This window comes from Plantactinospora sp. B5E13, assembly GCF_039871775.1.
Classification (GTDB): Bacteria; Actinomycetota; Actinomycetes; order Mycobacteriales; family Micromonosporaceae; genus Plantactinospora.
Genome location: NZ_JBDPLT010000024.1, coordinates 100597 through 113314, shown reverse-complemented (window position 1 = coordinate 113314; position 12718 = coordinate 100597). Strand labels below are relative to the sequence as shown.

Here is a 12718-nt window from a genome sequence, read left to right as displayed (position 1 = left end):
CCGCGGGGGCGGGTGGCGTCCGCCGCCACCCGCCCCCTCGTCCTGTCACTCGTCGTGACCCAGCCGGTCAGGAGTCCCCGCCGGTCTCGCCCACCGGGGCCGCCGCGACGTCGTCGATCGCGTACTTCTTCGCCGCCTCGGCCGGTACCGACGGCGGTACGACCCCGCCCAGCGCCAGCTGACGCAGCGTGGCCACGGCCACCGACTCGGCGTCGACGTGGAAGTGCCGACGCAGCGCGTGCCGGGTGTCCGACAGGCCGAAGCCGTCGGTACCCAGCGAGGTGTAGGCACCGGGGATCCAGCGCGAGACCAGGTCCGGCACCGCGCGCATCCAGTCGCTGACCGCGATCACCGGACCGTCCGACCCGGCCAGCTTCTGCTGGATGTACGGCACCCGGGGCTCGTCGCCGGGGTGCAGGAGGTTGTACTCCTCGCACTCCACCGCGTCCCGGCGCAGCTCGGTCCAGGAGGTGACCGACCAGACGTCGGCCGCCACCCCCCACTCGTCGGCCAGCAACTGCTGCGCCTTCAGCGCCCACTGCATGCCGGTGCCGGAGGCGAGGATGTTGGCGCGCGGCGCGGAGCCGCCCTTGCCGCCGGAGACCGCCGGGGCCGGCGAGTACCGGTAGATCCCCTTGAGCAGCCCCGCCACGTCCACGTTCGCCGGCTCGGCCGGCTGCAGGATCGGCTCGTTGTAGACGGTGAGGTAGTAGAAGACGTTCTCCGGCTTGTCGCCGTACATCCGGTGCAGGCCGTGCTCGAAGATGTGCGCGATCTCGAACGCGAACGCCGGGTCGTACGCCACCACGGCCGGGTTGGTCGCGGCGATCAGGTGCGAGTGGCCGTCCTCGTGCTGCAGACCCTCACCGTTCAGGGTGGTCCGGCCGGCGGTGGCGCCGAGCACGAAGCCCCGGGCCATCTGGTCGGCGGCCGCCCAGAACGCGTCACCGGTGCGCTGGAAGCCGAACATCGAGTAGAAGATGTACAGCGGGATCATCGGCTCGCCGTGCGTCGCGTACGACGTACCGGCGGCGGTGAACGAGGCGACCGAGCCGGCCTCGTTGATCCCCTCGTGCAGGATCTGCCCGGTGGTGGCCTCCTTGTACGACAGGAACAGCTCCCGGTCGACCGAGGTGTACCGCTGGCCGTGCGGCGAGTAGATCTTCTGGGTCGGGAAGAGCGAGTCCATGCCGAAGGTACGGGCCTCGTCCGGGATGATCGGCACGAACCGCTTGCCGAACTCCCGGTCCTTCATCACGTCCTTGAGCAGCCGGACGAAGGCCATCGTGGTGGCGACCTTCTGCTTGCCGGAGCCCTTCTTGACGTCGGCGAAGCGCTCCTTGCCCGGCACCGGCAGCGGCGCCCACTCGGTCCGCCGGGTCGGCAGGTAACCGCCGAGCTGCTGGCGCCGCTCGCGCAGGTACTCCATCTCCTCGGACTTCTCGCCCGGGTGGTAGTACGGCGGCAGGTAGGGGTTGTCCTCCAGCGCCGAGTCCGGGATGTCGAGGTAGAGCCGGTCACGGAAGCTCTTCAGGTCGCTGAGCGTGAGCTTCTTCATCTGGTGGGTCGCGTTGCGGCCCTCGAAGCTCGAACCCAGCGTCCAGCCCTTGATCGTCTTCGCCAGGATGACGGTCGGCTGGCCGGTGTGCTCCATCGCCGCCTTGTACGCCGCGTACAGCTTGCGGTAGTCGTGCCCACCCCGCTTGAGGTTCCAGATCTCGTCGTCGGTCATCCCCTCGACGAGCTTGCGGGTGCGCGGGTCGCGGCCGAAGAAGTGCTCCCGGACGTATGCCCCGGACTCCGCCTTGTAGGTCTGGTAGTCGCCGTCCGGCGTGGTGTTCATCAGGTTGACCAGCGCGCCGTCGGTGTCCGCGGCGAGCAGCGGGTCCCACTCCCGGCCCCAGACCACCTTGATGACGTTCCAGCCGGCGCCCCGGAAGAACGCCTCCAGCTCCTGCATGACCTTGCCGTTGCCCCGGACCGGGCCGTCCAGCCGCTGCAGGTTGCAGTTGATCACGAAGGTGAGGTTGTCGAGCTCCTCGCGGGCCGCCGCGCCGATCGCGCCGAGCGACTCCGGCTCGTCCATCTCACCGTCACCGAGGAACGCCCACACGTGCTGCTGCGAGGTGTCCTTGATACCCCGGTGGTGCAGGTAGCGGTTGAACCGCGCCTGGTAGATCGCATTGAGCCCGCCGAGACCCATCGAGACGGTCGGGAACTCCCAGAAGTCCGGCATCAGCCGCGGGTGCGGGTACGACGGCAGCCCGCCGCCGGGATGCGAGAGCTCCTGCCGGAAACCGTCGAGCTGGTGCTCGCTCAGCCGGCCCTCCAGGTACGCCCGGGCGTACATGCCGGGGGAGCCGTGACCCTGGTAGAAGATCTGGTCCCCACCACCCGGGTGGTTCTTGCCCCGGAAGAAGTGGTTGAAGCCCACCTCGTAGAGCGACGCCGAGCTGGCGTACGTGGAGATGTGGCCGCCGACGCCGATCTCCGGCCGCTGGGCCCGGTGCACGAGCATCGCCGCGTTCCACCGGATGTATGCCCGGATCCGCCGCTCGATGTGCTCGTCCCCGGGGAACCAGGGTTCCCGCTCCGGGGGGATGGTGTTGATGTAGTCGGTGGTGGTCAGGGGTGGGACCCCCACCTGGCGTTCCCTGGCCCGCTCCAGCAGGCGCAGCATGACGTACCGTGCGCGTTTGGCGCCGCGTTCGTCGATGACACCGTCGAGTGACTCGACCCACTCGCTTGTTTCTTCGGGGTCGATGTCCGGAAGCTGGCTCGGCAGGCCGTCGCTGATCACCGGGCGCTTGCGTTCCGTGGCCACAGGCGTTCCCTAGGTTGTGTGTGGGATAGGTCTCTAGCGCCATCCTGCCTCCTTGTGCCGGTGTCCGTCACGTCTAGACCCGCCAGAGGCGATGCTCGACACAGGTACCAGGGGGTAACTTTCCGGCAACACGTCGTTCTCGGACACGGACCAGGCAGGCGTTCATGAATGGGACGGACGGCCGGTGCGGCAGACTGGGCACATGGACAGTGAGGTGATCACCATCCGGACCGGTTCCCGTCCGGTGGTCCGGGACATCACCCAGGAGGCCGAACGGTTCCTCGCCGGCCGGGGCGACGGGCTGCTGCACGTCTTCGTGCCGCACGCCACCGCCGGCCTGGCCATCATCGAGACCGGCGCCGGCTCCGACGACGACCTGCTGACCGCGCTCGACGACGTACTGCCCACCGACGACCGCTGGCGGCACCGGCACGGCTCGCCCGGGCACGGGCGGGACCACGTGCTGCCGGCCTTCGTGGCGCCGTACGCGACCCTGCCGGTGCTCGGCGGGCGGCTCGCCCTCGGCACCTGGCAGTCGATCTGCCTGGTCGACCCGAACGGCGACAACTCCACCCGCCAGGTCCGCTTCTCCTTCCTCGCCGGCTGACGGCCGGCCGGCTGGACGGGAGCGCCACCCGATCCGGGCCACCCGGAACGGGTGGCCCGGATCGGCTAGCCTCGCGCGGATGACACCCTCCCCGATCGAGGCGCCGATCGTCGCCGTCACCGTCTTTCCGGACCGGGCCCGGGTCACCCGCCGGGCCGACCTCCGGCTGCCCGCCGGCGAGCACCGGGTACGGATCGGCCCGCTTCCGCTCGGCCTGCGGCGGGACTCGCTGCGGGTCGGCGGTCGTGGGCCGGCGAGCGTGCTCGGCGTGGACGTGGCGACCGACGTGCGACCCCGGAGCGCCGAGCCGGGCGCGGTCGAGCTGGAGCGGCGGCGCCGTGAGCTGACCGCCGAGATCGCCGAGCTGGCCGACGCGGAGACCGTCGAGACCCGCCGTACGGAGTTCCTGACCCAGCTCGCCCAGCGGGCCGGCGGCACGTACGCCCGGGCCCTGGCCGGCGGCGACGCGACGCCGGGCGACGTCCTCGGCTTCACCGACGCGGTGGCCGAGCAGACCGCCGCGAGTCAGGCCCGGCGGCGGGACCTGACCCGGCGGCGTGACGAGGTCCAGGAGCGGCTGGCCGCCGTCGACCGGGAACTCGCCGCGCTGCCCGGCAAGCGGCAGCCGGACCGGCTCACCGCCGAGGTGGTCGTCCAGGTCGAACCCGACGGTGCCGGCGAACCCGGCCCGGAGGCCACCGTCGAGGTCCGACTCGAGCTGTCGTACGTGGTCGACGGGGCGGGCTGGACCTCCTCGTACGACCTGCGTCTGGTCGACGAGACCCTGACCCTCACCTGGTTCGGGCAGGTCAGTCAACGTACCGGTGAGGACTGGCCGGAATGTGAGCTGCTGCTCTCCACCGCCCGGCCGACCACCGGCACCAACCTGCCGGAACTGAGCCCGTGGTATCTGGACCAGGCGGACCCGACGGCCTGGATGGCGAAGGAGGCCGCCCGGGGCGGCGGACCGGTACGCGCGTTCGCCGCCGCCGCACCGTCGGGCGGGCCGGGTGGACCGGGGCGCCCCGGATCCGCGCCCCGGCCACCGGCACCGGTCGCCCAGCCGACCGCGACCCTGGAGCAGGGCGTGGCGGCGGCCACCTACCAGCCGGCCCGTCCGGTGGCGGTGCCGGCCGACGGCGGTACGCACCGGGCGGTCGTCGCGGTGCTCGAACTCGGGTCCACCCTCGACTACGTCACCGCGCCGGTGCGTACCCCGGACGTGCACCTGCGGGCGACGGTGACCAACAGCTCCGACCACACCCTGCTGCCCGGCTCGGCGTCGGTGTTCCACGGCAACGACTTCGTCGGCGCCACGAAGCTGCCGACCTGGGCGCCGGGGGAGGAGGTCGAGTTGGCGCTCGGCCTGGACGACCGGATCCGGGTCAAGCGCGAGCTGGTCCGCCGCACGGACACGAAGGCCACCCTCGGGTCGACCCGGCGCCGGGAGGTGGAGTACCGGACCACCCTGGCCAACCACACACCCCGGCCGGCCCGGATCACCGTGCTCGACCAGTTGCCGGTCTCGCGCGGCGAGGGGATCACCGTGCGCGAGCTGCGGCTCGACCCGGCCCCGACCGAGCGGGGTGACCTGGGCGAGCTGCGCTGGCGGCTGGAGCTGCCCCCGGGCGGGTCCCGGGAGGTCCTGTTCGGCCTGCGGGTGGAACTGGCCAAGGGCGTCGACCTGACCGGCTGGCGCGAGTAGTCGCCAGGATCCCCCTGGACGGCCGGTGCCGGCCGACCCGGACCCGAACCGGGTCGGCCGGCACCGTGGGTGGGTTCCGGCGCGCGGGCACGCCCGCCGGAACCGCGGGTTCGGCTCAGGGCCGGACGGTCTCCTGGGCAACCGGGTCGACGGCCGGGGCGCTTCCGGTCCGGGTGGCGGCGGACGCGGGCGGGTCGAGCGGCCGGTCGTACGTCTGGTGCAGGCCCGGTGCCCGGTCCTCGACCACGAACGACGCCCGGGTGTGCACCGGCGCGTCCGGCGTGGTGACGTACGGCAGCACCTTGAAGTCGACCGCGAGTTCGTCGGCCCTGATCTTCGTCAGGACGTAGCCGCGCTGGTTGTTGTAGAACTTCAGGTGCGGGTTGATCTTCAGGAACGAGTGGTCGGCGGGGTTCGAGTCCGCGCCGTTGCCGGTGGTGGAGATCGAGGAGCAGACCAGTTCGGCGCCGACCGTCCGTGAGGTCGGGTCGGCGTAGTCGAGCTTCAGCTCACTGGCCCAGTGCGCGTGCACGTCGCCGGTGAGGACCACCGGGTTGCGGACCCCGGCGTTCAGCCAGCCCCGGGTGATCCGGTCCCGGGAGGCGACGTAGCCGTCCCAGGAGTCCATGCTGGTGACCGTCGCCGGGCCGGCGTTGTTGTCCCGCTGGGCGAAGAAGACCTGCTGGCCGAGGATGTCCCAGCGGGCGTCCGAGCGGTGGAAACCGTCCAGCAGCCAGCGCTCCTGCTCCGGCCCGGTGATCGAGCGGGCCGGGTCGAGGGCGGCCGGGCAGTCCTGGTAGCCGTCGCCGCAGGCCTGGTCGTCGCGGTACTGCCGGGTGTCGAGCATGTGGAAGTTCGCCAGCCGGCCCCACCGGATCCGCCGGTAGAGCTGCATGTCGATGCCGCGCGGTACGGAGGTGCGACGCAACGGCATGTTCTCGTAGTACGCCTGGAACGCGGCCTTCCGCCGGGCCAGGAAGTCCGGCTGCGGGATGTCGGGCTTCTCGTACACCTCGTCGGCCCAGTTGTTGTCCAGTTCGTGGTCGTCCCAGACCACCAGCCAGGGCGCGGCGGCATGTGCGGCCTGCAGGTCGGCGTCGGTCTTGTACTGCGCGTGCCGCTGCCGGTAGTTGGCCAGCGTCACGGTCTCCGGACCCTCGTGGTCCCGGATGTTGCCGCCCGGGATCGTGTAGCTGTCCCTCGTGTACTCGTACTGGTAGTCGCCGAGGTGCAGGACGAGGTCCGGCTCCTCCTCGGCGAGCCGCCGGTAGGCGGTGAAGTAGCCGTGCTCGTACTGGGAGCAGGAGGCGAAGGCCATGGTGAGGGTGCCACCGAGCGCCCACGGCGCCGGGGCGGTGCGGGTCCGGCCGACCGGCGAGGTGTGCTTCTCGGCGTGGAACCGGTAGAAGTACTCACGTCCCGGGGACAGTCCGTCGAGTTCGACGTGCACACTGTGCCCGGTCTGCGGGCGGGCCAGCGCCGTGCCCCGGCGTACCACGTGCCGGAACCGTTCGTCGGCGGCGACCTCCCAGCGGACCGGCACGGTGCGGTCCGGCATGCCGCCCATGCCGTCCTCGGCCAGCGGCTCGACCGCGAGTCGGGTCCAGAGCACAAAACCGTCGGCGTCCGGGTCGCCGGAGGCGACCCCGAGGGTGAACGGGTCGGTGCGCAGCGGTCGGGCGGCGGCGGCCGCGGTGGGCAGGGCGGTCAGCGCGCCGGCGGCGCCGACCGCGGCACTGGTGGCCAGAAGGGTACGGCGGGACAGGGCCATCGAGATCTCCCAAGATCCGGTGGACAGACTGGCAAGCACGTTGGTCGGCACCGGTGCCGGGAACGGAGCGTGGCGATAGCCGTCGGCCGAACAACCGGTGAAGGGACGGTCGTGCGGTCGGTCGGGCCTTCGGCGACGGTTGGATGGCGCGATGACGACAGTCGGTCAGGCCAAAGGCGACGGTCGGTCGAGGTCGGCGGCAGTCGGTCAGGACGGTCCGGTGGTGCTGGGCGATGACGGGCGCAGCAGCCGGCGCAGTTCGGCGGGGGTCCGGCCGAGCTGCGCCCGTACCGTCCGGGTGAGGTGGGCCTGGTCCGCGAAGCCGAGGTCGGCGGCGAGCGCGGCCAGGCTGTCGGTGCCCTGTTCGAGCCGGTCGAGGGCCCGGCCGACCCGCAGCCGGTTGCGGTACCGGGTCAGCGGCACCCCGACCAGCTGCCGGAAGGACCGGCTGAGCCGGTACGGCGAGACGTCCAGCAGCCGGGCCAGCGGTACCAGTCCGGTCGCGGCCGGCTCTCCGTCGTGCAGTGCCTCCCGGGCGGCCTCGACGACCCGACGGTCCCGCGCCGCGTTTCCCGGTGTGCCGGCGGCCGGGGGGACGCCCGTTGCCCGCACGAGCAGGGCCACCAACCGCTCCGCCGCCGCGAACTCCGGGTCGGGACCGCTGCCGGCCCGACGGAGCAGCCGGTGGGCGAGATCGAGTTCGGCGTCGACGTAGACCGTTTCCGGAACCGGCCGTGCGTCGAGCAACTCGTGCCAGAGCGCCGTCGAGATCGTCAGTGCGGTGCAGTCGTCCCCGCCATGCGGATGGGCGAAACTCGCCTCGTCGTGCGGGTGCGCCAGATAGCCCAGCGTCTGGTCGAGCAGCGCCTCCCCGGTCCGTCCCCGGCGGCGGAACCCTCCGGCGCGGACCAGCACCAACTCGTACCGGTCGACGGGCTCCGGCGCGGACCAGCCGGTGTGGTCGTCGTGGCAGCGCACCGCGCAGATCCGGAAGTCGGGCTGGTCGACCAGCACAGTCGTGGTGCGCACGCCGGTCAGGCTAGGCCGGCCGGCGGTGGCCCGCCAACGGGGTTCGGACGCGGGCCGCCGCAAGATTGTTCAAGACGTCGGCCGGGGGCGGGCCGGAGAGTCTCCGGCATGACGGAGACACCTGCGCCGGCGACGGTCGCGGCGCCCGACCGGTCCGGCCTGGTCCGGACCGGGCCGATGCTGGCGGTGCTGCTGATCGGACAGGCGATGGCGACGATGGACGGTTCGATAGTCGCGGTGGCCGCCTCGACGATCCGGGCCGACCTGGGCGCCAGTGGCGCCGAGCAGCAGTTGCTGCTCGCGGCTTACACCCTGGCCTTCGCGGTGCTGGTGGTCACCGGCGCCCGCCTGGGTCAGCGGTACGGGCACGCCCGGATCTTCCGGCTCGGGTTGGCCGGTTTCACCGCCGCGTCGCTCTGCTGCGGCGTCGCGCCGGAGCCGGTGACCCTGCTGGCGGCCCGGGTCGGACAGGGATTGACCGGGGCGCTGATGGTGCCCCAGGTGCTGTCGATGATCCACCAGCACCTCTCCGGACCGGCCCGGTCCCGGGCGATCGGCCGGTACTCGATGGTGCTGGCCCTCGGTGTGGCCGCCGGTCAGATTCTCGGCGGGGCGCTGATCACCCTCGACCCGGCCGGGCTCGGCTGGCGGGCCGTGTTCCTGGTGAACGTGCCGATCGGGGTCGCGTTGCTGGTCGTGGCGGGCCGCTTCCTGCCCGTGGAGGAGCCGGCGCGGACGCCGTCCGACCGATCGGACCGACTGGACCTCGCCAGCGTGACAATGCTCGGCGCGGCGATGGCGGCGATCGTGTCACCGCTGGTCCTCGGCCGGGAACTCGGCTGGCCCGGTTGGCTCTGGCTGCTGTCGTTCGCCGTCGGCGCGGCCGGCCTCGCCGGCTTCGCCACGCGCCAGCGGCGGATGGCCACCCGGGGCGGCTCGCCGCTGCTCGACCTGCGGGTGCTGACCCACCCCGGGGTCCGCTCCGGACTGTTGGCCTGCTGCCTGGTGATGGGCGGGTACGCCGGGCTGGTCTTCGGGCTCGTCCTGCGTCTGCAGGACGGCACCGGGTATCCACCGCTGCTCGCCGGGCTCGCCTTTGTGCCGTACACGGTGGGTTTTGCGGTCTGCGGGCTGCTCGCACCCCGGTTGTCCGGGTGGCCGGCCGACCGGCTCCCGGTCGCCGGTCCGCTGCTGTTCGCGGCGGCCGCCGGCGCGTTGGCCCTGGTCTCCCGGGAGGACTGGCCGTGGGTCATCGCCAGCCTGCTGCTCTGCGGCGCCGGGGCCGGGCACGCCGCCGGGTTCAGCCCGCTGGTGACCCGGATCGCGGCCCGGATCCCGGCCGACGCCGGCGCGGCGCTCTCCGCACTGGTGTCGACCGGTACGTTGCTGGCCAGCGCGCTCGGGGTGGCCGGCCTCGGCGGTGTCTACCTGTCGACGAGCGGACCACAGGACGGGAATCCGACCGCCGGGCTGGGCGGCACGGTCGCGGTGCTCGTCGTGGTGCTCCTGGTCGCCGCCACACTCGCCGGTCACGCGGTCCGGAACCGTCGCCCGGACGGGTGACCGGTCCGGACGACGGTGAACCGCGATCAGCTCTGACGCTGCGCGGTCGCTGGTGGACGATGTGTGGTTGCCCTGCCCGCCCGGGCGTCGTGTCGAGTGGTCAGGGACGGCCGTGGTCGGTAATGCTGTGCGACGTGACCACCCCCCAAGATCTCGACGAACGGTTCCGGGAGGCGGTCGGCGCCCTCGTGGCGCCGGCGACCCGACGGGCGCCGGAGGAGCCGCTGCGCGACGGCGGCACCCTCGACGGGGCCCGGGCCCGGGAACTGTTCGACGCCCAACTGGTCAGCCGGCACCTGGATCTCGCCGCGCGGTGGCTACGGAGCTTCGGCGAGGGCTACTACACGATCGGCTCCTCGGGTCACGAGGGGAACGCGGCGGTGGCACTCGCCGTCCGGGCGACCGACCCGGCGCTGCTGCACTACCGGTCCGGCGCGTTCTACTGCGCCCGCGCCGGCCAGGCCGACGCGTCGCGTGACCCCGCCGAAGCCGGGGCGGACGGCGGGCGTCTCGCCCACCGGGTCGGCATCGCCGAACGGGTCGCCGAGGCGCTGCGCGGGCAGGAGAACGGCGGCGGCAGCGGCCCGCGCCGGACCGACGACGAGACCGGCGATCCGGACGCCCCGCCGGACGCGCTGCTGGGCGCCGCCCGCGACGTGCTGCGCGGCGTGGTGGCCTCCGCCGACGAGCCGGTCGCCGGCGGCCGGCACAAGGTCTTCGGCAACTCGGCGCTGGCGATCGTGCCGACCACCTCCACCATCGCCTCCCACCTTCCCCGGGCGGTCGGACTCGGGTTCGCCATCGAACGGCAGCGCCGCCGGGCCGACGGCCGGGCCCAGCCGACCGGCCGCCGACCGGCCGGCGGACCGGCCCGGGGCGGCGACGTCGACCCGTCCTGGCCGGCCGACGCGATCGTGGTCTGCTCGTTCGGGGACGCCTCGGTCAACCACGCCACGGCGGTCGCCGCGTTCAACACCGCCGGCTGGTGCGACCACACCGGGCTGCGCATCCCGGTGCTCTTCGTCTGCGAGGACAACGGGCTCGGCATCAGCGTGAAGTCGCCGGACGGCTGGGTGGCGAACACACTGCGGGCCAAGCCGGGGATCCGGTACTTCTCCGGCGACGGCTGCGACCTGGTCGAGGCGTACGAGGCGGCGGTCGAGGCGGCGGCCTGGGTACGCCGGCACCGGCGGCCCGCCGTACTGCACCTGTCGACGGTACGGCTGATGGGACACGCGGGGGCGGACGCGGAGGTCGCGTACCGGAGCACCGCCGAGATCAACCGGGACCTGGCCCGGGACCCGGTGGTCACCACCGCCCGACTGCTCGTCGAGTCCGGACTCGCCACCCCGGAGGAGCTGATCACCCGGTACGACGAGATCGGCTGGCAGGTGCGCAAGGTCGCCGAGGAGGTGATCGGCGAGCCGAAGCTGGACAATCCCGCCGACATCGTCGCGCCGCTCGCCCCGCGCCGACCGGTGCGGGTCGCCCGGGCGGTCACCGAGGCCGCCAACCGGGCCGCCGGGCCGGGCGCCGCCGCCCGGGCCGCCGCCTTCGGCGACAGGCTCCCGGAGAACGATGGGCCGCTCACCCTCGCCCAGACGATCAACGCGGCGCTGGCCGACGGGCTGATCGACTATCCGCAGATGACGGTCTTCGGCGAGGACGTGGCGGTCAAGGGCGGGGTGTACGGGGTGACCAAGGGGCTGCGGGAGCGGTTCGGCGCCCCCCGGGTCTTCGACACGCTGTTGGACGAGACCTCGATCCTCGGCCTCGGGCTCGGTGCCGGGCTCGGCGGGATGCTGCCGGTGCCGGAGATCCAGTATCTGGCGTACCTGCACAACGCCGAGGACCAGTTGCGCGGCGAGGCGGCGACGATGCAGTACTTCTCCCGGGGGGCCTACCGCAACCCGATGGTGGTGCGGATCGCCGGGCTGGCGTACCAGGAGGGGTTCGGCGGGCACTTCCACAACGACAACTCGCTTGCCGTACTCCGGGATGTGCCCGGGCTGGTGCTGGCGGTGCCGGCGCGGGCCGACGACGCCGCGCCGATGCTGCGGTCCTGCCTGGCCAGCGCGGCGGTCGACGGCAGTGTCTGCGTCTTCCTGGAGCCGATCGCGCTCTACCACACCCGGGACCTGTACGCCGAGGGCGACGGCGAGTGGCTCGCCCCGTACGCCGGACCGGGCGGCTGGTCGGCCGGCCACGTCCCGATCGGCCGGGGCCGGGTGTACGGGGTCGGCTCGGCCGAGGACATCACCATCATCACTTTCGGTAATGGTGTTCGGATGTCGCTGCGGGCCGCGGCGAAGCTGGCCGAGGAGGATATCGGCACCCGGGTGCTGGACCTGCGCTGGCTCGCCCCGCTGCCGGTCGCGGACATCATCCGGGAGGCCCAGGCGACCGGCCGGGTGCTGGTCGTGGACGAGACACGCCGGTCGGGAGGGGTCGGCGAGGGGGTGGTGGCGGCGCTGGTTGATGCCGGTTTTGTCGGGTCTGCTCGTAGAATCGCCGCTATCGACACTTTCGTCCCGTTGGGCCCGGCCGCCCGTCGGGTTCTCGTCTCCGAGGAGGCCATTACCCAGGGTGCCCGTACGCTGCTGGCACGGTAAATTCCCTTCGACTCGGTGCGCCACTTGCGCGCGGCCGGACAACTGTGTGGACTTTGCGTCATCGGCGTCACAGGGATGCCGCTGGCAGGGAGATGAGGAGGCACGTGACAGTGAGCGCGACCGCTGGTCAGGCCGCCGACGGAGTACGGAGTCTGGCGGACCGGTTCGGCATCGAGCCGGGGATGGTCGTCATGGAGATGGGGTACGACGACGACGTCGACCACGACCTCCGCGACGCCCTGACCGATCGCTGCGGAGAGCTGGTGGACGAGGACACCGACGAGGTCGTCGACGCGGTGCTGCTCTGGTACCGGGACGGCGACGGTGATCTGTTCGAGCTGCTCACCGACGCCCTGGGGCCGCTGGCCGACAACGGGGTGGTGTGGCTGCTGACGCCGAAGGCCGGACGGGACGGACACGTCGAGCCGAGCGAGATCAGTGAGTCGGCGCCCACCGCCGGCCTGCAGCAGACGTCGACGGTCAACGCCGGCAAGGACTGGAGCGCCGCCCGGCTGGTCCTCCGCCGTGGCGCCAAGGCCAAGAAGTAGCGCGGGCCACGGCAACGGGTGCCGCCCTCCCCGCCGGTGGTGCCGGTAAGGGCGCCAGG

General features: G+C 72.6%; 8 protein-coding genes. 5 read left to right on the top strand and 3 right to left on the bottom strand.

Annotated features, from left to right (window positions below; genetic code table 11):
- Positions 1–67: 67 nt before the first annotated feature.
- Positions 68–2824: a pyruvate dehydrogenase (acetyl-transferring), homodimeric type gene (gene aceE / locus ABGB05_RS21970; RefSeq protein ID WP_347655337.1), complete on the bottom strand. Its 2757-nt coding sequence runs from the start codon at positions 2822–2824 to the stop codon at positions 68–70.
- Positions 2825–3026: 202 nt separating this feature from the next.
- Between aceE and ABGB05_RS21965 the strand changes: the two genes are divergently transcribed.
- Both ABGB05_RS21965 and ABGB05_RS21960 read left to right on the top strand, forming a co-directional pair.
- On the top strand, positions 3027–3431 hold the full coding sequence (locus ABGB05_RS21965; protein ID WP_347655336.1) for a YjbQ family protein: 405 nt from the start codon (positions 3027–3029) through the stop codon (positions 3429–3431).
- 79 nt (positions 3432–3510) lie between these two features.
- The gene (locus tag ABGB05_RS21960) at positions 3511–5136 is read left to right on the top strand and encodes a mucoidy inhibitor MuiA family protein (protein WP_347655335.1); all 1626 of its coding nucleotides are present in this window, start codon (positions 3511–3513) and stop codon (positions 5134–5136) included.
- A gap of 115 nt (positions 5137–5251) precedes the next feature.
- On the opposite strand, the gene ABGB05_RS21955 is transcribed toward ABGB05_RS21960, so the two are convergent.
- Together ABGB05_RS21955 and ABGB05_RS21950 are read right to left on the bottom strand one after the other, a co-directional pair.
- On the bottom strand, positions 5252–6907 hold the full coding sequence (locus ABGB05_RS21955) for an alkaline phosphatase D family protein (protein WP_347655334.1): 1656 nt from the start codon (positions 6905–6907) through the stop codon (positions 5252–5254).
- Between the two features lie 207 nt (positions 6908–7114).
- A complete protein-coding gene (locus ABGB05_RS21950) occupies positions 7115–7936 on the bottom strand; it encodes a helix-turn-helix domain-containing protein (RefSeq protein ID WP_347655333.1) in 822 nt (273 codons plus the stop codon).
- A 108-nt stretch (positions 7937–8044) separates the two neighbouring features.
- On the opposite strand from ABGB05_RS21950, the gene ABGB05_RS21945 reads away from it, so the two are divergent.
- From ABGB05_RS21945 to ABGB05_RS21935, 3 genes are all read left to right on the top strand, one after another.
- Entirely contained in the window at positions 8045–9499 is a 1455-nt protein-coding gene (locus tag ABGB05_RS21945) for an MFS transporter (protein ID WP_347655332.1), read from the top strand.
- A 122-nt stretch (positions 9500–9621) separates the two neighbouring features.
- Positions 9622–12111: a thiamine pyrophosphate-dependent enzyme gene (locus tag ABGB05_RS21940; RefSeq protein WP_347655331.1), complete on the top strand. Its 2490-nt coding sequence runs from the start codon at positions 9622–9624 to the stop codon at positions 12109–12111.
- A gap of 110 nt (positions 12112–12221) precedes the next feature.
- Positions 12222–12659, top strand: coding sequence for a DUF3052 domain-containing protein (locus ABGB05_RS21935; protein ID WP_331217159.1), 438 nt, complete (start codon positions 12222–12224; stop codon positions 12657–12659).
- Positions 12660–12718 lie beyond the last annotated feature (59 nt).

Bases quoted from the DNA above. Each gene is read 5' to 3' on its own strand.
- ABGB05_RS21965 (WP_347655336.1), top strand. From the start codon at position 3,027: ATGGACAGTGAGGTGATCACCATCCGGACCGGTTCCCGTCCGGTGGTC.
- ABGB05_RS21960 (WP_347655335.1), top strand. From the start codon at position 3,511: ATGACACCCTCCCCGATCGAGGCGCCGATCGTCGCCGTCACCGTCTTT.
- ABGB05_RS21955 (WP_347655334.1), bottom strand. From the start codon at position 6,907: ATGGCCCTGTCCCGCCGTACCCTTCTGGCCACCAGTGCCGCGGTCGGC.
- ABGB05_RS21945 (WP_347655332.1), top strand. From the start codon at position 8,045: ATGACGGAGACACCTGCGCCGGCGACGGTCGCGGCGCCCGACCGGTCC.
- ABGB05_RS21940 (WP_347655331.1), top strand. From the start codon at position 9,622: ATGCTGTGCGACGTGACCACCCCCCAAGATCTCGACGAACGGTTCCGG.